At 42.3% G+C, this 21,254-nt stretch carries 20 protein-coding genes; 12 read left to right on the forward strand and 8 right to left on the reverse strand.

The window, feature by feature from the left end; genetic code table 11:
- Position 1 precedes the first annotated feature (1 nt).
- From AC23P2_RS24775 to AC23P2_RS24810, 8 genes are all read left to right on the forward strand, one after another.
- Positions 2–403 carry a DoxX family protein gene (locus AC23P2_RS24775; protein WP_487775674.1) on the forward strand — a complete coding sequence of 134 codons (402 nt, stop codon included), beginning with the start codon at positions 2–4 and terminating at the stop codon, positions 401–403.
- 1 nt (position 404) lies between these two features.
- Entirely contained in the window at positions 405–1,421 is a 1,017-nt protein-coding gene (locus AC23P2_RS24780) for an ATP-grasp domain-containing protein (RefSeq protein ID WP_487775675.1), read from the forward strand.
- A gap of 57 nt (positions 1,422–1,478) precedes the next feature.
- On the forward strand, positions 1,479–2,147 hold the full coding sequence (locus AC23P2_RS24785) for a Crp/Fnr family transcriptional regulator (protein ID WP_487775676.1): 669 nt from the start codon (positions 1,479–1,481) through the stop codon (positions 2,145–2,147).
- A gap of 78 nt (positions 2,148–2,225) precedes the next feature.
- Positions 2,226–2,678 carry a DM13 domain-containing protein gene (locus AC23P2_RS24790; RefSeq protein WP_487775677.1) on the forward strand — a complete coding sequence of 151 codons (453 nt, stop codon included), beginning with the start codon at positions 2,226–2,228 and terminating at the stop codon, positions 2,676–2,678.
- A gap of 46 nt (positions 2,679–2,724) precedes the next feature.
- A complete protein-coding gene (locus AC23P2_RS24795; protein WP_487775678.1) occupies positions 2,725–3,432 on the forward strand; it encodes a hypothetical protein in 708 nt (235 codons plus the stop codon).
- An 11-nt stretch (positions 3,433–3,443) separates the two neighbouring features.
- On the forward strand, positions 3,444–3,992 hold the full coding sequence (locus tag AC23P2_RS24800) for a YceI family protein (RefSeq protein ID WP_487775679.1): 549 nt from the start codon (positions 3,444–3,446) through the stop codon (positions 3,990–3,992).
- Between the two features lies 1 nt (position 3,993).
- Entirely contained in the window at positions 3,994–4,503 is a 510-nt protein-coding gene (locus AC23P2_RS24805; RefSeq protein ID WP_487775680.1) for a hypothetical protein, read from the forward strand.
- Positions 4,504–4,521: 18 nt separating this feature from the next.
- Complete coding sequence (locus AC23P2_RS24810) at positions 4,522–5,256, forward strand: NRDE family protein (protein WP_487775681.1); 735 nt, start codon at positions 4,522–4,524, stop codon at positions 5,254–5,256.
- A 129-nt stretch (positions 5,257–5,385) separates the two neighbouring features.
- Here the strand turns inward: AC23P2_RS24810 and AC23P2_RS24815 are convergent, their stop codons facing one another.
- From AC23P2_RS24815 to AC23P2_RS24825, 3 genes are read right to left on the reverse strand one after another with little or no spacing between them, the layout of a single operon-like run.
- Positions 5,386–6,048: a hypothetical protein gene (locus AC23P2_RS24815; RefSeq protein ID WP_487775682.1), complete on the reverse strand. Its 663-nt coding sequence runs from the start codon at positions 6,046–6,048 to the stop codon at positions 5,386–5,388.
- 28 nt (positions 6,049–6,076) lie between these two features.
- Positions 6,077–9,214 carry a PQQ-dependent sugar dehydrogenase gene (locus AC23P2_RS24820; protein ID WP_487775683.1) on the reverse strand — a complete coding sequence of 1,046 codons (3,138 nt, stop codon included), beginning with the start codon at positions 9,212–9,214 and terminating at the stop codon, positions 6,077–6,079.
- A 43-nt stretch (positions 9,215–9,257) separates the two neighbouring features.
- Positions 9,258–10,124 carry a ThuA domain-containing protein gene (locus tag AC23P2_RS24825; protein ID WP_487775684.1) on the reverse strand — a complete coding sequence of 289 codons (867 nt, stop codon included), beginning with the start codon at positions 10,122–10,124 and terminating at the stop codon, positions 9,258–9,260.
- Positions 10,125–10,418: 294 nt separating this feature from the next.
- Here AC23P2_RS24825 and AC23P2_RS24830 point away from each other — a divergent pair, with 294 nt between their 5' ends.
- Both AC23P2_RS24830 and AC23P2_RS24835 read left to right on the forward strand, forming a co-directional pair.
- Positions 10,419–11,150 carry an NUDIX hydrolase gene (locus AC23P2_RS24830; protein ID WP_487775685.1) on the forward strand — a complete coding sequence of 244 codons (732 nt, stop codon included), beginning with the start codon at positions 10,419–10,421 and terminating at the stop codon, positions 11,148–11,150.
- An 86-nt stretch (positions 11,151–11,236) separates the two neighbouring features.
- Positions 11,237–12,400 carry an ATP-binding protein gene (locus tag AC23P2_RS24835; RefSeq protein WP_487775686.1) on the forward strand — a complete coding sequence of 388 codons (1,164 nt, stop codon included), beginning with the start codon at positions 11,237–11,239 and terminating at the stop codon, positions 12,398–12,400.
- Positions 12,401–12,414: 14 nt separating this feature from the next.
- On the opposite strand, the gene AC23P2_RS24840 is transcribed toward AC23P2_RS24835, so the two are convergent.
- Both AC23P2_RS24840 and AC23P2_RS24845 read right to left on the reverse strand, forming a co-directional pair.
- The gene (locus tag AC23P2_RS24840; protein WP_487775687.1) at positions 12,415–13,416 is read right to left on the reverse strand and encodes an NADP-dependent oxidoreductase; all 1,002 of its coding nucleotides are present in this window, start codon (positions 13,414–13,416) and stop codon (positions 12,415–12,417) included.
- Positions 13,413–14,219, reverse strand: a complete 807-nt coding sequence (locus AC23P2_RS24845; protein WP_487775688.1) for an SDR family NAD(P)-dependent oxidoreductase — start codon at positions 14,217–14,219, stop codon at positions 13,413–13,415. The genes AC23P2_RS24840 and AC23P2_RS24845 overlap by 4 nt, the downstream gene beginning before the upstream one ends.
- Before the next feature lie 100 nt (positions 14,220–14,319).
- Between AC23P2_RS24845 and AC23P2_RS24850 the strand changes: the two genes are divergently transcribed.
- Positions 14,320–14,733 (forward strand): winged helix-turn-helix transcriptional regulator, encoded by a 414-nt coding sequence (locus AC23P2_RS24850; protein WP_487775689.1) that lies wholly within the window; start codon positions 14,320–14,322, stop codon positions 14,731–14,733.
- A 176-nt stretch (positions 14,734–14,909) separates the two neighbouring features.
- On the opposite strand, the gene AC23P2_RS24855 is transcribed toward AC23P2_RS24850, so the two are convergent.
- Both AC23P2_RS24855 and AC23P2_RS24860 read right to left on the reverse strand, forming a co-directional pair.
- On the reverse strand, positions 14,910–15,278 hold the full coding sequence (locus tag AC23P2_RS24855) for a hypothetical protein (protein ID WP_487775690.1): 369 nt from the start codon (positions 15,276–15,278) through the stop codon (positions 14,910–14,912).
- A 109-nt stretch (positions 15,279–15,387) separates the two neighbouring features.
- Positions 15,388–16,890 (reverse strand): hypothetical protein, encoded by a 1,503-nt coding sequence (locus AC23P2_RS24860; RefSeq protein WP_487775691.1) that lies wholly within the window; start codon positions 16,888–16,890, stop codon positions 15,388–15,390.
- 166 nt (positions 16,891–17,056) lie between these two features.
- On the opposite strand from AC23P2_RS24860, the gene AC23P2_RS24865 reads away from it, so the two are divergent.
- Positions 17,057–17,788 carry an NUDIX hydrolase gene (locus tag AC23P2_RS24865; protein ID WP_487775692.1) on the forward strand — a complete coding sequence of 244 codons (732 nt, stop codon included), beginning with the start codon at positions 17,057–17,059 and terminating at the stop codon, positions 17,786–17,788.
- Positions 17,789–17,965: 177 nt separating this feature from the next.
- Here AC23P2_RS24865 and AC23P2_RS24870 read toward each other — a convergent pair whose 3' ends face one another.
- The gene (locus AC23P2_RS24870) at positions 17,966–21,241 is read right to left on the reverse strand and encodes a glycosyl hydrolase (RefSeq protein WP_487775693.1); all 3,276 of its coding nucleotides are present in this window, start codon (positions 21,239–21,241) and stop codon (positions 17,966–17,968) included.
- Positions 21,242–21,254: the final 13 nt, after the last annotated feature.

The raw sequence follows: 21,254 nt of genomic DNA on the forward strand, positions 1-21,254 counted from the left end.
CATGAAAACGGTAACTATCATCTCTTGGATTTTAAGAATCATAGCGGCGGCTATTTTATTACAAACGCTCTATTTTAAATTTACTGCCCACCCTGAGTCAGTGGCATTGTTTACCAAACTAGGGGTTGAACCTTGGGGCAGAATAGCAACGGGCGTGCTTGAGTTGATTACGGGTATCTTATTATTGATCCCAGCGACTGCATTCTTGGGAGGCTTTTTGGCCATGGGCCTAATGGTAGGCGCTATAGCGTCTCACTTGTTGGTGATTGGTATCGAATCGCAGGGCGATGGCGGGCAGTTGTTTATTCTGGCCATTATTGTTTTAAAACTATCCATCATCATTCAAGTTTTACACCGTAAACAAGCCCAACAATTGGTTCATACCTATTTTCCAGTCAAGTAACATGAAACTTCCCCTTTTCCTCGTCAAAATATTCAACTACGAATACTGGCCTTGGTGGCTTTTTTACCTACCAATGACTCCCTATTGGTTATATTTGGCACTCAAATCGCGTTCATTAACCTATTTTACCGCCGTTAACCCTGGAATAGAAGCAGGGGGTTTTTATGGTGAAAGCAAAATTGACATTCTCCGTAAAATCAATCCTGCGTATTTACCCACCACGGTTTTTATAGACTACAAAACACCCTTTGAAGAAGCCATCAAACGACTAAAAAACAGCCACTTACAGTTTCCTATCATTGCAAAACCTAACATTGGCGAAAGAGGAACAAACGTCGCTAAGATTGAGAACATTGGCCAGTTGGAAGTTTATCATATCCAAACAAATGGGGCGTATATTCTTCAGGAATTTATCAACTATCCCATTGAGTTGGGGGTACTTTTTAGCCGACTGCCCAATGAAAAAACGGGACGGGTGTCGTCACTGACCATGAAGGAGTTTTTGAAGGTGGTAGGCGATGGCACTTCTACGGTTCGGGAGTTAATCGATAAATCAAACCGTGCTCGATTTCAGCTAGGGGCCCTTGCGGCCAAACTGGGTAATAAAATGGAAGAAATTCCCGCCAAAGGTGAAATTCGGTTGTTGGAACCCATTGGAAATCACTGTCGAGGCACTAAATTCGTTAACGTCAACCACCTAATTAACAGTCGATTGGATGCTGTTTTCAACGATGTCAGCAAAGACTTTTCGGGCTTTTATTACGGAAGGTTCGACTTAAAGGTTGCCAGTTTGGACGATTTGTACCGAGGGAAAAACATAAAAATTATGGAATTAAACGGTGTCAGCTCCGATCCAGGGCACATTTATGACCCTAGCTATCGGCTTTGGCAAGCCTACCGTGATTTGTGCTGGCATTGGAAACGAAGCGCAAACATTAGTATCATCAATCAAAAAAATGGCTTTTCACCACTACCATTTAGCGAAGTTTGGGGAATTGTAAAAACGCATTTAATCTAAATGTTGTTGATGCTAATTAGAGTTTGTATATTGGCTTAGAATTTTCTTAACCTTCCCATGAATCTCGATACAAAATACTGGTATTTGCGTGACCATAAGCTCTTCAGTGTCCTTTCTTCTTCCGAGTTAAAATCTATTTGTATGATTTCAAACTTTAAATCGGCCAAGAAAGGAGAAATAATTTTGTTTTCGCACGATGAAAACACCCGCGTGTATTTTCTCAAGAAAGGGACATTAAAAATTGTAGAAATCGACGATAAAGGCAATGAAATTGTTAAGGATGTACTTCAAAAAGGAGATATATTCGGAGAATTTACCCTGACCGAAACTCAATCGGATGAATACGCCGTGGCTGTATCTGATAGTGTGATTTGTTGCAGTTTTAAAATGGATGATTTTGAAAAATTATTGGAGAAAAACCCCCAATTGAGTCTCTCATACACAAAATGGATGGGTTTTCGCTTTAAACGTCTTCAAAATAGGTACGCCAATTTGATGTTTAAAGACGTTCGGACGCGTTTCAAAAGCTTTTTAGAAGAGTGGGCTTCCAAAGAAGGAACGGCCTCCTCGCAAGAAATTGTCTTAAAAAATTACCTTACCCACCAAGACATTGCAAGTTTAATTTGTAGTACCCGACAAACGGTGACTCAGCTTTTTAATGAATTGAAAGAACAAGGCGTTCTGGATTATTCTCGTACCGAAATAATTTTAAAAAAAGTAGCCTAAAAAGCAGTCATTAGGTCGTCTGGCCGACAATTGGCGTCAGTACTAACCATGATATTTGTATCATAAACACAAATCATCATGAAAACAGTACTAAGTAGTTTTTTCCTAGCCATCGCCTTGGTTTCGTGTCAACAAGAAACCGTTCCTGTTCAAAATAATACCGCAACGACGCCCATCGAAACGGTGATGATGAATCCCAGTTCGTTCGATGTTACTGGTCAAACGCTCCTTTATCAAGGTACGTTTGAAAGCGCAGTTCATCCCACGTCGGGAACAGTGCGGGTTTACGAAGACAAAGACAAAAACCGAACGTTGGTTTTTGAAAACTTTAAAACCGACGCAGGCCCCGACCTTCGGATTTATCTCGCTGAAGATAAAGCAGTTACTAACTTTATTCAAGTAACCAACATGGTTAAAAACGGCAATAGTTTTGTAACTATCCCGATGAGTGCCAATCTTCAAAAACAAAATCACGTGCTGATTTGGTGCAAGCAGTTTTCGGTGTTGTTTGGCTCTGCCAAATTAAAGTAAAGTATTTTTCAATAATTCTGTAAAAAGCTCAAGCAAGTATCAAATCATGAAAATAATATTCGTTTTCCTTCTCGTAAGTACGTCATTATGGGCCCAATATAGCATTCCCAAAAAGCAAAGTAATCTTGATTTTGCTACGGCGTTTGGGTCGGGAGTTTCTCCGTCAGCGTCTTTCCAACAGCTCTACGGCATCGGAAAATCAAACCGTTTTAAAATAGGTTGGGGAATTCGATTTAATACCTTTTTCAGTGGTCAACAAAACTACCTGACAGCCCCCGCCAAACTTACATCAGGTTCGCAAAGTATAGTTGCATTATTTACCGAAAACATTCTGGGAAATATTGACACCTTACAACTCTCAAAAACGGCCGTTGGTAGTTTAAATAGTACGATTACGCTGCAATACAGTTTCCAAAAATTAGATGTAGGCTTTAACATTGACGCTTTTGGAGTTTCATTTGGTGGTAAACAATCAGGAAAGTTCATTGCCAGCGAATCAAGATCACTCAACGGTAGCCTCCAAAGCGCCAAGCCTACTTCTTTTAATTTATTATTGATAAGCGACAGTGACATTGGAAGTCTAAATTCTGAACTCTACGCCCGTTACTGGGTCAACAAACGTTTTGCGATTCGGGGAGGAGCGAGTTTTCAATTTTTAGAATACAAAACCGAACGACTTTTAACTTTTGAAAATGACCGATTTAGGCACAAAACACTTTTGCCATTCTTAGCCGTTTCCTACTCACTTTTCTAAAACCTTTCTTTATGCTTTTAAAGTTAGCAAATAAAATATTTTTTTTGGTCTTGTTCTTGGTAGTTTTGACTACGCAAGCGCAGGTTTGGAAACCTACTTCAGCCTCAATCACTTTCAAAATAAAGCACGCCCTGGGTGCTACTGCCGATGGCTCATTTAAGGGGTTTGTAGGAACGGTCGTTTTTGACCCAAAAGAACTCTCCAACGCCACAATCAAAGCGAGCATTGACGCAAAAACAATCGATACTGACCTTAAAATCAGGGACAAAACCCTGAGGAGTGATGAGTATTTTGACGTAGAAAAGTACCCAAAAATAACGATGGTTTCGCAGAAGTTTGAGAAAGGCGTAAAGGAAAACGATTATGTAGGTACGTTCAGTTTGACGCTAAAGAAAACGACCAAAATCATAAAAATTCCTTTTTCATTCGTTCAAAATGGCACCACTGCCCAAATGAAAAGTACGTTTCAGCTCAACCGAGTGGAGTACGAAATCGGGGAAAAAAGTTCGCTTTTGGGCGATGTAGCTACCATTTCTATTACTTTAAATGTGCAACAATAAGATGACAATCAACGCTTCTTTGTCCGTTCTAAAGCAATTGCACGGCTTGCTTTCTCAATTAACTACCGACGAATATACCCAGAAACTTCCCGTTTTGAACGAATGCAGTATTGGGCAGCACGTCAGGCATACCATCGAATTCTTTCAGTGTTTATTTGAAGGATTTTCAACGGGTATTATCAACTACGATGCCCGAAAAAGAAACCTGCTCATTGAAACTAATTTAGGATACACTTTGCAACTTATTGAGGAGATTTCTTTCCTCATTAATAATGTTTCAGAAGAACATTTTCCTATCCAATTAAAAGTAAATTTTGATGATGAAAACTTTGAAATCATTGAGACTAATTTTATGCGTGAATTGGTATATATGGTCGAACATTCCATTCATCATTTTGCTTTAATTCGGGTAGGTATTCAAGTAAATTTCAAACACATAACAATGGAGTCTGATTTTGGAGTGGCTTATTCTACTATTCGTCATAAACAAGAGCTATCAGTTAGTCATTAAACCTTTTTTTGATTTACCATGTGCGTTCTAACTTACTTTCCATACCAAGACAACGGTTTTATACTCACTTCTAATCGAGATGAAGCTGTATCTCGCGAACCTGCCATTCCGCCGAAAAAATACCACATCGGAGGGCAGCAAGTTTTTTTTCCAAAAGACCCCAAAGGGGGTGGTACGTGGATTGCCAGCAGTGGTGATTTTACTTTGTGCTTGCTCAATGGCGGCTTTGAAAAACACATTCCACAGCCACCTTACAAACAAAGTCGGGGCAAGGTTGTGCTGGATTTTTTCATCTTTCTGGATGTCAATACCTTTGCACAACAATATGATTTTGAAGGGATTGAACCTTTTACATTGGTTATCATTGAAAGTACAAACGACTTAACCCTCACCGAACTACGCTGGAATGGCACTCGCCTTTTTTCTACCAAACTCGATGCCACTTTGCCGCGTATTTGGTCTTCCGTTACGCTTTATTCTCCTGACATTATCAGCGCCCGCGAGCAGTGGTTTGATGAATTTAAGCAACAAGCCATTGCACCCCAAAAAGTAATAGATTTTCATCACCACGGCGGAAGTGGTGACCCCAAAAATGACTTAAAAATGAATAGAAATAATACCCTAAAAACGATTTCGATTACACAGTTTGTGCTCAATCAGTTGGAGTTTAAAATGAGTTACCACGACTTACAAACCGACGCTGACTTTCAATATTGTATTTTCAAAGACTCCATTGGAGCCCAAGTAGTGTAATGGCGGAGTTGATTAGCGTGCATTTAAAACCCCTTTTGTTATTGATAAAATTCTCCACAGCAAGGCCATAAAACAAAAGCCCCCGAAAGAGGTTTAGTCCTTCGGGGGCTTTGATGATAATTGTCTTTATTACTTCACCCTTTTTGCCTTCGCTTCAAACATATTCATCAGCGTGCCTTTGAGGTTATCGTCGTCCACTTTGTTTAATTCAACGTTGACATCGTACCCCTGAGCGGAGAAGTAAAGGGTGATTTTACCCTCGGCTTCTTCCACTTTTGCAGGTATCGTTTCTTTGGCGTCTCCTGCCGTCATCTTCAAATCTCCCGTCAGTTTTCCGTCTTTACGAATAAGCTCAGTAGTAAATTTGGCATCGCCGTTAGGCGTACCCACCACCACAATATCCCACTTTCCTGCGAAGAAATCATTGCTCTTTAGGCGTTTTCCCGTTGCTTCAAACGAATCGGCCAGCAACCCTTTGAGGTTGTCTCCGTCAACTTTGTTGAGAGCAAGGTTCAAATCATATCCCGCCGCCGAGAAGAACAACACGATTTTATCAGTACTTTCCTCAATTGAACTAATGGCAATTTTTTCCGTCGCTTGACTGGTGATTGGCGTTAAATCACCCGTCAACTTCCCATCTTTACGCAGCAAATTTCCCGTCATTTTTACATCACCTTGCGGCGTTTCTTTGACAAAAAACTCCCATTTACCCACCCAATAATCGGTTTGAGCAACACTTTCTGAAACGATACCTCCCACGAGCGCGAGAATCAATACGATTGCTTTTTTCATTGTATTTGTGTTTGAGTTTGAATTGATGTTATTTCTTACGAGTTGCTTTGGTGGTAAACATACCCATCATTGAGCCCTTCAAATTGTCGGCGTCCACTTTTTCAAGGTTCACGTTGATATCAAAACCAGACATTTTGAAATAAATCATGATTTTTCCGTCAGCTTCTTCCACTTTTTCGAGGGTTTCGGCAGGTATATCACCCATTTTTGGTTTGATGGTACCCGTCAATTTTCCGTCTTTTCGTTCCAAATTCAACAACATCACAGCATCGCCCTGCGGAGTGCCAATCACTGTCGTCTCCCAGCTTCCCACATAAAAATCGGCGGGAGCTGCTGCCTCTTTGGGTTGTTCTACCTCCACCGCTTCTATACTTGGCAGTTTAAACTCTGCTCCCGACACGACCATCAACGTAGCGACATCGGCCTTTGGATTCTGGAATACAGCATACACATTGTGTAATTTGCGGTCATTGACAGGCTCAGCAATTGGAATTTTAAGCACTTTTGGAGCAAAGTCCATTTTATCTGAGGGCTCAAGAAACTCCGATTTACCAATCGTTTTTCCCGTAGGAGAATCAAGACGTAACTCAACAAATCCACCCACTGCATTTACCTGCGGTTTAGGTGCTGACGCCAACAAAACTACTTCAGACACCCCTTCTAAATCGACCTCTTTCATCCCCACGTAAGCACCTGATTTTGAAGGAATCGCTAGGTTGTTGCCTCCAAAAGACATCTTATTGACCTCATTGTATTCGTCAAACGTATGTGGATCCACTTTCGAGTTACGAAGGAAGAAGGTTTGCTCAGAACGAAGTGCAGGTACGCCGTTTGCCCCTTGATCTTCGTACGCTGCCCGAACGATATACACACCTTTGCTTTTATCCGACGCAGGTGCTTTGGCAAGGTAACTACCGTTTACTGGCAATGACTTTGGTTTTTCATCCGAAATACTCAAAATATACTTCACCATTTCGGAAGCATCCCCCGTTGAAAGTTGTGGGTGTCCCGCCATGGCAGTTTCTCCCCACACCCCACTTCCACCCGAAATCACTTTTTTGGTCAAACGCTCCAATGCGGTATTGTCACCTTTGTATTTCTTCGCTACGTCGCGGTAAGTTGGGCCAATTGACTTTTTATCAACACTGTGGCACGCCATACAGTCGCTGGCTTGAATGAGTTTTTTACCCGTCGCCACCAAGGCATTGGCATCGGCCGAACGGTGTCCCATCGCAATCATGTTTTTGTCGAAGCCCTCAGCAAGATAATCAATGCTCACCGCCACATTTTCGGCCTCAATGCCTTTGCCTAATGAACCATCTTCTTTATCGTTTACTTTGATGTCGTAGTTAAACGGTTTGTTAGAAACGTAAAACGATTTATTGCTTTTAGGCATATCAAGACTCAACACAGGTGGCTCATTTCCAGCCGTAATTTCCATCGACTGCGAATTTACTCCGCCTTTGCCATCATCTACTGTCAACGTGGCTTTGTAAACGCCCGCTTTCGCAAGCGTAAGGTTCGCTTCTGGCGTAGTGATTACTTTTGTAAAGCCCGTTTTTGACGTAATTTTCCACGTATATTTCAACACATCACCGTCCGCATCCGACGTTCCTTTTGAAGAAAGTTTCAAATTGAAAGGCACAGCACCACCCATTTGGTTGGCCATCATTTCAATTTTTGGCTTACGATTCCCGCCGTTGTACTCTATACGTATCAACCGCGCGTCGTCGTTGGCCGTAAACCAACCCGAACCATACTCAAGCATGTACAAGTCGCCATTGTCGGCAAACTCCATGTCCATGGGGTTGCTAAATTTATAGCTAGGCATAAATGGCTCCATCGACGCGTAGTTTCCGTTTTTATCGAAACTTACCGCCATAATCCAACCTCTCATCCATTCGTAGGCAAAAAACTTACCATCGTAGTAGCTCGGGAAGGCGCGTTCGGCTTTGGCAAATCTGTCTTTGTTGTACACGGGTCCAGCCATGGGGTTACAACCACCCGCCCCCAACAGCGGGAACTCTTCGCTTTTGGCGTAGCTGTACCAAATCATAGCGCCTTGAGCTGGCGGTAGCTGTACTAATCCTGTGTTATTGGGGGAGTTATTAACGGGCTTAAACACATCCCATTTTTCACCCGATTGCTTAGTTTCAAAATTAAATTTGTTATACGGCTGGTTGTTGCCCACAAAATGCGGCCAACCATAGTTGCCAGCGCTCGATGCTTGTCCAAACTCACACGTACCCGCCGCACCCCGATTTGGATCAGGCTTAGAAGCATCAGGGCCTACGTCACCCCAATACAATTTTCCCGTTTTTTGATCCACTGAGATACGGAAAGGGTTACGGTGTCCCATAGTATAAATTTCTGGACGAGTTTTCTCCGTACCTTTTGGGAAAAGGTTTCCTTCTGGAATGGTATATGAACCGTCCGATTGAGGCTTAATTCTCAATATTTTACCTCGTAAATCGTTGGTGTTGGCACTTGACTTCTGGGCATCCCACGGGCTACGGCCTGGACGTTCGTCGCTTGGACTATAACCATTGGACGCGTGTGGGTTGGTATTGTCTCCCGTACTCAAGTACATATTGCCAGCTTTGTCCCAGTCAATGGAGCCCCCTGTGTGGCAACATTCTTCACGCTGGGTTTCCACTTTCAGCATTTCTTTTTCCGAATCCATCAACAACTCGTCGCCTTTCATGGTAAAGCGAGAAAGCACGTTGTACGAACCTTTTGTTGACGAATAGTACAGATAAATCCACTGATTTTGAGCAAAATTAGGGTCTTTTCCCAGCCCTAAAACGCCATCTTCCGCCACCGATTCTTTCCCTTCGCGGTTCACATATTTTAAGCTGACGGGCAGTTTGGCAATGGTCTTCAGCTGTTTTGTTTTGTTGTTGTACAGGCGAATCTCCCCCTTACGCTGGATAAACAATACCCTGTCTTTATCAAGGACTGTCAACTCCATAGGCTCATCCAATTTTTCTTCCAAAACCACCTTTGTAAAGCGGTTTTCTTCAGGACGTACCTCTTTCACATCCATTACTTTGGCGGCCTTCGCCTCACTGGCTTTAGGGGCCTGGGCCATCAAGTGAAATGTACTAAGCAACATCACTGCCGCTTGCGTACACACCCACTTACCCTTACTAGCTACTTTTTCCATAAATTAGTACAATAATTAAAAGAGTTACTGATAGGTTAATTTCTTATTGAGGTTGTTTTTTTGAGCTCCACTGCAACGCCGTTTCAATCAATTTTACAAAATTAGGATTCTGCCAAGCGGTTTCGTTGTGCCCCATTGAAGTGTAGAAAGTTTTGCCTTTACCCGTTTGTTTGTACCAAGCGACTGGATGGTATTTGCCCATGCCAAAGTTTTTTGAGGACACAAACAACATATTGCCGCTTGGATTGATGCTTTCACCGTTGATGGTATATACGATGTTAAAACCCTTTTTACGGGGATTTTCAAAAAACACATACCACTCGTCCGAATTAGACCATTTCGGTGCTAACGTACTGAAAAGGCTGTCTTTGGGAGCCGCATCGAGTAAAATATCGGCCATCTGAAACTGAGGATCGAGCGGGTGGTGCGAAAATTTCGAGCCTAATAAATGTTTTTCGTACCAATCCCAGTGGTGTGAGTCGTCGCCCGCTCCGTGTATCCCCATCAGGCTGCCACCGTTCTCCACGTACTGTTCCAACACTCGCTTTTGCTCGTCGTTAATCACTTCACCAGTCGAATTGTTGAACACCACCACGCTGAACTTCGCTAGTTGCTCCGCGTTAAACACCCCTCCTTCTTCCGTTTCGTACAGATACCAATTGTTTTTCTTGGCCAAGTCGGCAATCACAGGTTTTGAAGCATCAATCGACGCTCCGTGACGAAATCCTGTCGTTTTTGAAAAAAGTAAGATGGCAGGCTGTCCCGCAGGGAAAGTGATTTGGGGCGCTTCGGTCTCGTAAGATACGGGAAATCCATTTTTTACTTTATACATGAATATCCCACCAGCGGCGAATAATAGCACCACGAGGCCAACAATGACTCCTAGTACAATTTTGATAATTTTTTTCATTGAGGTAATTTTTTGGCGAATGGAGGTATTGGTTACGAATACGTTAGAGGTATAACACAACAAAGGTATAGAATAAAAATTTTTATTGTCTATTTTAAAGACAATAATTTTTGCATTATTTTGTCTTTGAAGAGTTATATTTTACAAACGGCAAAATATAGGGATAAATGAAAATGAGCTTTTTATGGCCGTATATTATTCGAAAGCCTGCCAAAAGTGTAATTTTCATGCTTAGTTTGTGTATTTATCCCTAATTTGAAATTTACCCGCTCATAATTCCTAAGACCACGCTCCATGAAGTTATTCGAAGAAGAACATTTTATTAGACAACTGTCCATCGACTGTGTCATTTTTGGGTATCAAGAATTAGAATTAAAAGTGTTAGTTTCTAAAGTTGACCTCCCCCATTCCGTCTGGACTTTGCCTGGGGGATTTATCAGGCAAGAAGAAAGCATTGACCTTGCCGCCAAACGGATTTTAGAAGAGCGCACTGGACTCACGGATATTTACCTAGAACAATATCGCGTTTTTGGGGAACCGACTCGCGTCAACCACGAAATCTTTGAAGGTTTCAACAACATGAAGGAAGAATGGCTAGAAAAAGGTATTCTGGACGAAAGCAGTTTTGAATGGCTCTCCAAGCGGTTTGTTTCTATTGGCTATTATGCCTTAGTGGATATAAACAAAGTAAGCCCCCGTAAAGGAATGCTTGATGCTTCCGTGGGTTGGTACAATGTGAAAGAATTGCCCAAGATGATTATGGACCACAACGAAATGGTCGATGCCGCGCTTGAAGCCCTCCGCCAAAACTTAGACCAAAAGCTCATTGGTTTTAATCTCCTGCCCGAAACGTTCACCATGCGTGAAGTTCAAGAACTCTACGAAGCGGTCTATGACAAACCCTTCGCCCGCAACAACTTTCAAAAGAAAATGCTCGACCTCAACGTGCTCGAACGCCTCGAAAAAAAATTTACGGGAGCGCAGAATAAGGCTCCCTATTTGTATCGGTTTAGGAAGGAGTTGTAAAATTAGACTACCAAGAACTATTCGGTATTGTTTCAACATTAAGTTATATTTGCAAAATAGAAATCAAATATCTAATTTACAAATATATGATAATCAGAGAATTAAGCCAAACAATAAATCTATCAGCCCAAAAAATGCCCGTTATTGCTGTAACAGGTCCTCGCCAAAGTGGTAAATCAACCCTCATCCAACAGCTTTTTCCGAACCACACTTATCAGAATTTAGAAGATATTGAACTTAGAAAATTTGCTCTATCTGACCCTAAAGGTTTTCTTTACAATGCTGGTACAAAAGCCATTATTGACGAGGTACAATATGCACCAGAACTGCTCTCATACATTCAGGTGATAACCGACCGAGAAAAAATAGCAGGCCAATATGTTATTTCGGGTTCGCAAAACCTTTTATTAATGGACAGTATTGCCCAAAGCTTAGCTGGGCGAGTTGCGATTTTCAATTTATTGCCATTTTCTCTGGCAGAAATTCAGCAGACCCACTTTGCCTTGCCCACTTACGAAGATTATATCTTGAAAGGGTTTTATCCTCGTATTTATGACCTCGACCTAAACCCCACAACTTGGCTACAAGATTATCTTCGCACTTACGTTGAGCGAGATGTTCGCCAAATTTTGAATGTAGGCGACTTGGGTACGTTTCGTCAATTTCTCGAAATTTGTGCGGGGCGCATTGGACAACTCGTCAATTTATCAGACATCGGCAACATGATTGGCGTTTCGTATCAAACGGTCAATAGGTGGATAAGTGTGTTAGAAACCAGCTTCATCGTTTACACGCTTCGTCCATATCACCAAAATTTCAATAAACGCATCGTCAAGTCGCCCAAACTTTATTTTTACGATACTGGTTTGGCTTGTGCCTTGCTCAATCTTCGCCATGTGGAAGACCTCAATCGACATTTTGCCAAAGGGGCTTTGTTTGAGAATTTTGTCATTAACGAAATTCTCAAAAACCAGTTCAACCAAAACTTATCGCCTAAAAACTACTTTTGGAACGTTTCTGGTTCGCACGAAATAGATTTGTTGCTTGATAAAGGCGGTCGGCTGTTGCCCATAGAAATCAAATCAAGCCGAACTATTAGCAATCATTTTTTTGATGGTCTGACCTATTTCCAAGCCTTATCTGGCTCGCTACCCACCGAAAGTTATTTGATATACGGCGGCGACGAAGTGCAAAAACGTAGTAGTGCACAAGTGTTGAGTTGGAAAAATTTGAGGGATATTCCACTGTAGAGCATCAAACCAACTTATTTCACCTTAATCACTACCTTTCCTTTTGCACGACCTGATTCGACATAAGCCAACGCCTCGTTGGTTTGCTCGAATGGGAAAACTTTATCAATGACAGGGCGGATTTTCCCCGCTTCTATGAGAGAGGTTATTTCGCTCAACTGTTTGCCCTCTGCTCTCATAAACAAGAAGTTATAAACGACATGTAGCTTTTTTGCCTTCTTTTTAATGCCAAAACTCAGCAAACGCATGATTATTTTAACAAACCAAGACAAACCTACTTCGTTGGCAAATTCGACATCGGGCGGACCCGAAATTGAAACAACTTTACCGTTGGGCTTTAAGATGTTCAAAGATTTTTCAAGCGTTTTGGTATCTTGACTATTCAATACAAAATCGTATTCACTTAGTATCGTTTCAAAATCTTGTGTTTTATAGTCAATTACCACATTAGCCCCCAAACTTTTCACCAAATCACTATTTGCGGCACTTGTGGTAGTAGCTACAAAGGTCCCCAAATGCTTTGCCAACTGAATAGCGAATGTGCCCACACCGCCCGAACCTGCCTGAATGAATATTTTTTGCCCCTTTTGAATATTCATTTTTTCAACAAGAGCTTGCCAAGCGGTCAAACCCACCAATGGAATAGAAGCCGCTTCTTCCATGGTTAGGTTTTTGGGTTTCAGTGCTAAGTCACGCTCATCGACGGCGATGTATTCAGCAAAAGTACCAATATGAAAGTCGGCAGGACGTGCGTACACCTCATCACCAACCTTAAATTTGCTTGCTTTTGGGCCTACTTTTGTAACAACACCTGCCACATCATGCCCCAATACAAAGGGTGGTTTGTAAGGCAATAAAAGTTTGAACTCCCCATCTCTAATTTTGGAATCCAGTAAATTCACGCCCGTAGCATAAACCTGAACCAATACTTCATGGTCATTGATGGTTGGTTCTGCTACTTGGGTAAGTTCCAGTGTTTCTTTTTTTCCGTATTTTTTTACTACGAATGCTTTCATTTTTTTGCCTTGTTAATACTTTTAATGATAGAGTTTTCAAATGTTTTGTAGGCAAAATGCTGAATCGCCAGAAAAACCGATGCACCTTTGCCCACAGGGTGACTGAATTTGGGATTTTTATCTTCCACCAACTTGATGAGTGTGTCGATAACGGGCGTGGGTTCGGGAGCATTTTCAAATAAATCCTTTGCGAATGCTGCTATTTTATTTCGATACGTGTTGTAGTCATCTATTTTGCCTGCCACTGCTACCGAACCGCTTAAAAGGTTGGTTTTAAAGGCCATGGGCTCAACCATTGCCACTTTGATATTGAAGTCATTTAACTCAAATCTCAACGCTTTAAAATATCCTTCTAAGGCGTGTTTTGAAGCACCATAGTAAGCTGCATTGGGGAAATTGAGCAAGCCCATTATAGAACCAATGGTTATTATTTTACCGAATCGCTGCTTTCTAAAAGTCGGCAACAACTCATTGGTAAGTTTTATCGTCCCCCAAAAATTGGTCTCAAATTGTTGTTTGCCTTGCTCAATGGTCGTTTCTTCGGCAATACCCGACAAATAAAATCCTGCATTGTTTATCAGTACGTCTAACTGTTTGATTTCAGCAAAAAGTTGCTTGCTGAATGATTTTACAGAGTGATCATCGGCAATATCTAATGCCAATAGTTTAAACGGTACAAGGCCTTGGTATTTTTCGGGATTGCGACTGGTACCAATGACATGATAACCACTTTCGTGTAAATGCCTGGCTACCAGCAAACCAAAGCCTGACGATGCCCCTGTGATTAAAATATTTTGTTTCATTTTGATTTCCTAAGTATTAGTCTGTAAATTTGCTTGCATTTTGCAAGTGCAAATGTAGAGTAAATTACTTTCATTTTGCAAGTAATTTTAACATTATTTTATGAAAGAGATAAAAAAAAGGTCGGAATGCCCCATTAGTAACTCACTTGATGTTTGGGGAGACAAGTGGTCTCTATTGATAATCAGAGACTTAATGACAGCCAAAGCCTGTACTTATGGCGATTTTTTAAAGTCGGGCGAGAAAATAGCGACCAATATTTTAGCTGCCCGATTGCAGGCATTGGAAGAAAACGGGCTCATCTTAAAATTGGAACACCCACAGAGCAAAGCCAAAGTATTGTATAAATTGACCCAAAAAGGAATTGATTTATTGCCTATCATGGTAGAAATCAACTTGTGGGCCGATAAATATTTTACACTACCTGAAGATAGAAAAGAAATGGTAGCATTGATAAAAAAAGACAAAGCCAAGTTTATAGAACTCGGCTTTGAAGCATTGAAAGATGGAGCATAAAACAATAGGCCAATCGTGGGCTAATGCGGTAAAGAATTTGACACCTCGAAATCTTACTTGCATGATTTTGAATTGTGTAACCACAAAGAACACTAGGTAGAGCACAAAGTTCTTATAGCCTTATTCTTTGCGTACTTCGTGCCTTTCTTAGTGCGCTTTGTGGTAAAGATTTCCAATTACTCCTTCACCCGTTTGGCCGTTGCGGTAAAGTCCATCAACGTGCCTTTGAGGTTGTTGTCATCTACTTTGGTTAGGTCAATCGAAATTTCGCCTCCTTGCGACGACTCAAAATAAATCACCAGTGTTTTGTCTTTTTCTTCGATTTTAGTGATGGGGCGTTTGTTGTCGTCCGTGACCAATTTGCCTGTGAGTTTGCCGTCTTTGCGCACCAAATTGGTTTTGAAAACGATGTCGCCACGGGGTGTGCCGTTCACGGCAATTTCCCATTTACCCACATAAAAATCCGTAGGAGTTGTGTTTTGTGAGAAGCCTTGCAGGGCGATTCCAAAAAAGAACATGAAAAGAATGATACTTGCTTTTTTCATTGTGTTTGCGTTTTTTACGTCGCCACGGTTGTTTAATGTATATTTTAAACAGCTGTCAGACGATAGTCAGACGGCTAAAAGTTGTGGTCTGACTACCGTCTGACCAAGGCTATAGTTTCTCAAACGTGATAAATGAAATACTGTGAGCAGGCAATGCCACTTTTCCTGCTTTTACCTTTTGCCCTTTCAAAGTAGGAACCTCATCGTTGGCGGTTAGCTTCAACTCCTGCCCATTAAGCTTCACTTTTTTGGTCATCAGCTCATCAGCGGTCAACAAATAATGAGTTGCTCCCACCGAAATCACCACCGAAGTTTCTCTGTCGTTTGTATTAATAACCAGTACTGACCGTCCTTTTGGTTTATTTTTTAAACCATGCACAAAAATATCTACGCCAGCTTCGGTGTTCGCTGCTTCATATACGTCAGTTCCCATAAATTTTCCCCACAGCAACGCCGCCCAATAGTTTGGGCGCGGATTGTGCGTTTCGTGGTCGAGCAGTGCATACTCGCTACGGGCAAGGGTATTGTGCATCACTACCTGAACGCCCTTTTTGGCCAACCGTCCCAACTGTTCTAAATACCGAAAACTATCAAGGTAAGTAGCCGCCCAAGGATTACCGCCACAAGCTGACTCTGCCGTTTCGGTGAGCCATATAGGGGCGTTGGGCACGTATTTATCTCGTGCTTTTTCATAAAAGGCCAATCCTTTTTCGGTGCGACTCAACCACTCGGCACTTAGCGCATTTTCAGGTTTTTGCCCTCCCATACAGCGTCTGGAAACGGTACCGTAATAATGGTAAGTAAACACCTCAAACGTAGGCTGGGGGGCTGGGGAAAGCAGTTGGTCTATGGATAAATCTAAGCCCGAAGGCAGGATTCCTTCGCCTGTAGAACCTGGGCCAATGATTTTCATTTGGGGAGCTGCTTTGGTCGCAAAGTTTTTAAAAAGGGCAAATTCTGTCGCAAAATTGGTACCGTTATAGCCCTTTGGCGCATCCCCGTGCGAGGCATGAGAAGGCTCATTGAAAAACTCGGCAGCGGCAATTTCTCCACCGATTTGCTGGGTATAATCCAATATAGACTTCACTTGCGTGGGCTGCCAAATCCCTTTTTCGTCTCTCATGCCGTCGCTAATTGGGAAGGAAGTCACCAGTTTTCCATTCACACTTTTACAAAAGTCAACGACTCCTTTCCATTGCGAGCGGGTAAGGACATTCTTAAATCCTTTGGGTGGCATTGCCAGTTGAGGCTCATCGTTGTTTTGGAAATAAACCGCATTAGCCCACGTACCACTAACTCTGACGTAGGTTGGGCCTAAAGCTGCGGCCAAGTTTCGGAGTCGCTTTTCGTATAAATTAATCGGTTCGATTTTCCATTTTAAAGCGTCAACTCCCTTTTTGTTGGTGGTTTTTCGGACAGAATCAATCAGATTGTAAGGAATCCAAAAGTCGCCACCAATCACTTCGCACATTTCTACATTATAAGATTGAAAACGTTCGTCCACTTTACCAACCATTTTCAGGTCTTTCAAATGAAGCGAAGTCTGACCATTGGCTCCGAAAGTCAAACAGCCGAGAATAATCGTAAGTACGTACCACTGATTTTTTTGCATCAACGTATGGATTTACAAGGCGACAAACTAGATTTTAGGCGATTAACAGAACAAAGGTATTGAATAATTTTCTATTGTATATTTTTTATACAATAATTTTTATCTAAAAATATATCTTTGCAGTACAATTCCCCAAAAACATTCATTTGAGGAATAGATAGAAAATATGAAGAGTCCTAGCCAACAAAATTACATCCCACAAGTATCCATCGATTGCGTCATTTTTGGGTATTCGGAGCAGCAGTTACAAGTATTAATCCCAAAAATCAATTTCAAGGGGGACTTTTGGGCCTTGCCCAGCGGGTTTGTATTTCAGGACGAAGATATGGATGACGCCGCACACCGTATTTTACGAGAACGAACGGGCATAGAATCGATTTACTTGGAACAATTCAAAGTATTTGGTCGAGCCAATAGAAGTAGTAAAGAGTTTTTAGATAAACTGATTCAGCAAAATTTCGACAAACTTGGTGAAAAAAGCGCAAGTCACGCCACCGAATACGATTGGTTTACCAAGCGCTTTATTTCAGTGGGTTACTATGCTTTGGTGGACATGAATAAAGTTGTTCCACAAAAAACGGACATAGATGAATCAATCGAATGGTACAGTATTCATGACTTGCCACAAATGATTATGGATCACAAAGAAATTATCAATGAGGCCCTAAAAACGCTTCAAAGCCACATTGATGAAAAAATCAATGCCTTCAATCTACTGCCCGAAACCTTTACTATGAAAGAGGTACAAGAAGTGTATGAAGCCATTAGTGGAAAAACTTTTGTCCGCACCAATTTCCAAAAAATGATTCTTTCTTTAGACGTGCTCGAACGCCTCGAAAAGAAATTTACGGGGGCACAGAATAAAGCGCCGTATTTGTATCGATTTAGGAAAGAATAAACGATTTATAGCCAGCGAAATGTGGTATTTTTGTTACACATTTCGCTAGCTATAAAACAAAAATGATGATAGGACGCACGGAAGAACTCGCTATTATGAGCCAACTTTTAGCTTCAAAAGATTGTCCATGTATTCACAGGTCAATAAGGTTTTCTGACACACTTCATGGTTTTTCTATTATTTCACTTGAAACACCTTCACTTCCCCTACTAATCCTGAAGGAACCAAAGGTGAATCTTTTCGGTAAAACGGCATGGTCGTGAAGGTCGTTTTTTGCTTAACATCGGGCTGTGCATCCCCCACAAGACGGTTGACCCAGCTATTGGTAACATGGATTTGAAGGGTATTATCGCCTTCTTTCGCCGCCGAAGTAATGTCGATTTTAAACGGTTTTTTCCAAACGGTTCCTACGTTTTTACCGTTTACAATTACCTCCGCGATATTCTTAACATCGCCCAAATCGAGCATAATAGCCCCTTTTCCTCCAATGGGGGTATTTATTTGGAAATTATTTTCATAAGTGGCTGTACCTGAGAAATATTTCACATCAGTATCTGCATTTTCACTCCATGAAGTCAGTTTATCCATTGTTGCGTTCTTACCTGCAATGCTTACTTTCCATGCTCTTGACATTTGGCTCAGAGGTGTTTCTTTAGTAGCAGGCTTGGTGAAGCTATTGGCCGTCGCTTTATCTTTGAAAACAACAAAAAACGCATCCCATGAGTCAAATTTCAAAGGAACAATGGTGCGTCCATACTTCATTTGGTAACTCACTTTTTCGACTTTACCCGTTACTGGATTCCACAATTCAGGCACTTTCCCCGACACACGGAAACTGATCTCGGCCTCGGTGGCTTCCGTGCCTCTATTGTTTAGCCAATAGATGTCTTGACTCGCTGTTTGACGGTGGCGATACAGGATTTTATTTGGGGTATTTGAAATAATGACGTCGGGCGTTGTCGGGACGGCGACGGCGGGGATAATAGACGGCCAAATTTCATTCGCAATCGACTGAAATTCGGCCTCATTATCGGCCAAACTTGGCGATTTTAGCGGTTTTTCCCCCGCTACTTTTACCCCTGCTTTGACCAAATCACGGATTTTTTTCAATACTGGTAAAGTCATCAGTTTCGCTGATTCATCCAGTACCAACACGCTGTATGTATTGCCGCTTTGCGCCACGAGTTTACCATTTTGGGCCTTGATGGCATTTAAAAGTGCGGAAGAATTGACGTAATCAAATTCATAACCCGCTGGAATTGAGGGCAATTTTTCGCGACTAATCCACGTCACGTTGTTGTTTTCGCCATAATAGTATAAAATATCCGCGACGTTACGGCCTTGTTGAAGCAAATAACAACTTCGCCCCAAATACGACATCCATGCTTTGCCTCCCGCTTCAGCCCACGTCTCTTGGCGGGTAAAATACTGTCCAAATGGCCCAAGTGAAAATCCAGGTTTTTTATCATCGAGTGGTTGATGAACCGAAGTGTGAATCACAAATCGGTTCAAGCCCGACGCCATTTCCAAATCAGCAGTTCTTTTTAATTTTTCAGGATATTCTTGAAAAGGTTTTCCCACCGATGTCATCGATTCTGCTGCCACAATGGGTTTACCATAAATATTGGCCACCGAAGCCGATTCACGAATATCTGCCTCGCTCCGCACCTCCTCGTCGTTACCACCCGCCAAACTTCCAGGTGTCCACATGGCCGACATCGGAATGTCCGAATTTCGTTTTACGTCCATGCCGTCAGCCAAATAAATCCGTCCACCCTCATGTGATTCAGTGTAGCGTTGCATACCTCGTTTTTTCAACTCTTCTCCAATCACATCGTAGTGGTTTTCGGCAATCATCTCACCAATTGTTTTACGAAAATCCCACAGAAACTTCTCACTTGCCTCCAACGACTTCACCACTCTACCCGTAAGCACAGGAATCCACTTTATTAAATCATACCCACGACGTTTTTTAAATTCAGCAGGAAAATCTTTCGACCAGTTCATGTGTCCTGCTTCATAGCTGTCCAACACCATGTAATTGAGCCCTTTAGCCCCCATTAAGCCGCCAGTGGCGTCTTTGTACATGTCCAAATAGGTATTAATGTAACGCCGAACGGCCTCTTTATCCAATTTATCTACCTCCAAACCAGTCGCTTCGGGCGAAGCTGGGTGGTTTTGGCGGCCTGTTAATGAATACCCGAGACGAATCGCCCCCCACGCCCCCAAAGGGGGAGTCCAATTTAAAGTACCATCAGGTAACATTTTGTCGGTTATATCTATAATATTATCCAGGGCCAGAGCATCCGCATCAGTTCCCTCATTGGGTGCTAGGGAGCCACTCTCTTTCCAAGGTGTAAAACCCGCCTTGTCTTCTACTTGATCGATACGGGTATGGGTATGCAATACAAATTCGGCCACGTGAACCCCTTCAGGTTTAGGCTCTTCGGCAGGGCGGCCTGCCATCGCAGCAAACATATTGGGAGCTGGAGCAAGGGTTTTCCAACACATCCGCCAATATTTTGCCGTGGTCGAAGGAATGGCTACGGTATTGTAAGGAACGGTACTTCCTGAAACTTTGGCAATCTCTCGAAAATTCACGCCGTCGTCGCTTACTTTTAGGGTACGGTTTTCTGGATTTCCTCGAAACTCCGACAATGCACCCTCGTTGGCTCCTGCTAGGGAAAATGCTTTAAAAGTTTGTGGGGTTTCAAATTCGTACTGAATCCACATCTCTTGACCTACCGCCATTGGTGGCAACAACGTAGCCTTACTTAAATCGGTATCTGTCAGTTCCTTCAGCACAAAGCTCCCTCCGCTCGAACTCACTTTGGGAGTTAATTCTACCAGCATTTTTTCTGAACTGGGCAGTCGATACGCAATCACTAACGCATCTTGGTAAAAGTTAGGTTTTTCACCCACAAATCCACCCGTGAGTCCCCCCGCTCCAATCTCAACATTTTGATATTTTCCCGTTATGTCCGCAGGTCGGGGCAACTTTCCTGAAAATGGTTTACCGCCCTCAATCCGCGTTTCAGTCCAAACGTATTTTTTCATGGCGTCTTCGGGCTTTACCCACGGGCCGCCCGTCACGCTCCAGCCTGGCGAACCCGCAATGGCCATTTCGAGGTCTTTTTGGTCGGCCAATTGCGTCGTAAACTTAAACGCATCTTTCCAGTCGGGCGTCATAAAGACAAGCTTCTTAGGAACGACAACGGGCGTAAATAGATTAGCGTCAAAGTTTTGAAAACCTCCAATTCCCACGCGCTGCATCCATTCCAAATCTTTTTGGATGCCTTCTTTAGATATATTTCCGTTCATCCAATGCCACCAAACGCGCGGCTTAGCCGAATTGGGAGGGGTCTGAAACTGAGTTTTGTCTTGGGCATAACTTCCCACACTCGATACGAGTAGCAAGGCCAAAACAAATTGAATTTTCGCTTTCATTTTCATTCAATTAGAGTTG

This window comes from Runella sp. R0.1_18 (assembly GCF_057652155.1).

Excerpts from the sequence above, each read along its gene's own strand:
- AC23P2_RS24775 (WP_487775674.1), top strand. The coding sequence starts at position 2 with ATGAAAACGGTAACTATCATCTCTTGGATTTTAAGAATCATAGCGGCG.
- AC23P2_RS24780 (WP_487775675.1), top strand. The coding sequence starts at position 405 with ATGAAACTTCCCCTTTTCCTCGTCAAAATATTCAACTACGAATACTGG.
- AC23P2_RS24785 (WP_487775676.1), top strand. The coding sequence starts at position 1,479 with ATGAATCTCGATACAAAATACTGGTATTTGCGTGACCATAAGCTCTTC.
- AC23P2_RS24790 (WP_487775677.1), top strand. The coding sequence starts at position 2,226 with ATGAAAACAGTACTAAGTAGTTTTTTCCTAGCCATCGCCTTGGTTTCG.
- AC23P2_RS24795 (WP_487775678.1), top strand. The coding sequence starts at position 2,725 with ATGAAAATAATATTCGTTTTCCTTCTCGTAAGTACGTCATTATGGGCC.
- AC23P2_RS24800 (WP_487775679.1), top strand. The coding sequence starts at position 3,444 with ATGCTTTTAAAGTTAGCAAATAAAATATTTTTTTTGGTCTTGTTCTTG.
- AC23P2_RS24805 (WP_487775680.1), top strand. The coding sequence starts at position 3,994 with ATGACAATCAACGCTTCTTTGTCCGTTCTAAAGCAATTGCACGGCTTG.
- AC23P2_RS24810 (WP_487775681.1), top strand. The coding sequence starts at position 4,522 with ATGTGCGTTCTAACTTACTTTCCATACCAAGACAACGGTTTTATACTC.
- AC23P2_RS24815 (WP_487775682.1), bottom strand. The coding sequence starts at position 6,048 with ATGAAAAAAGCAATCGTATTGATTCTCGCGCTCGTGGGAGGTATCGTT.
- AC23P2_RS24820 (WP_487775683.1), bottom strand. The coding sequence starts at position 9,214 with ATGGAAAAAGTAGCTAGTAAGGGTAAGTGGGTGTGTACGCAAGCGGCA.
- AC23P2_RS24825 (WP_487775684.1), bottom strand. The coding sequence starts at position 10,124 with ATGAAAAAAATTATCAAAATTGTACTAGGAGTCATTGTTGGCCTCGTG.
- AC23P2_RS24830 (WP_487775685.1), top strand. The coding sequence starts at position 10,419 with ATGAAGTTATTCGAAGAAGAACATTTTATTAGACAACTGTCCATCGAC.
- AC23P2_RS24835 (WP_487775686.1), top strand. The coding sequence starts at position 11,237 with ATGATAATCAGAGAATTAAGCCAAACAATAAATCTATCAGCCCAAAAA.
- AC23P2_RS24840 (WP_487775687.1), bottom strand. The coding sequence starts at position 13,416 with ATGAAAGCATTCGTAGTAAAAAAATACGGAAAAAAAGAAACACTGGAA.
- AC23P2_RS24845 (WP_487775688.1), bottom strand. The coding sequence starts at position 14,219 with ATGAAACAAAATATTTTAATCACAGGGGCATCGTCAGGCTTTGGTTTG.
- AC23P2_RS24850 (WP_487775689.1), top strand. The coding sequence starts at position 14,320 with ATGAAAGAGATAAAAAAAAGGTCGGAATGCCCCATTAGTAACTCACTT.
- AC23P2_RS24855 (WP_487775690.1), bottom strand. The coding sequence starts at position 15,278 with ATGAAAAAAGCAAGTATCATTCTTTTCATGTTCTTTTTTGGAATCGCC.
- AC23P2_RS24860 (WP_487775691.1), bottom strand. The coding sequence starts at position 16,890 with ATGCAAAAAAATCAGTGGTACGTACTTACGATTATTCTCGGCTGTTTG.
- AC23P2_RS24865 (WP_487775692.1), top strand. The coding sequence starts at position 17,057 with ATGAAGAGTCCTAGCCAACAAAATTACATCCCACAAGTATCCATCGAT.
- AC23P2_RS24870 (WP_487775693.1), bottom strand. The coding sequence starts at position 21,241 with ATGAAAATGAAAGCGAAAATTCAATTTGTTTTGGCCTTGCTACTCGTA.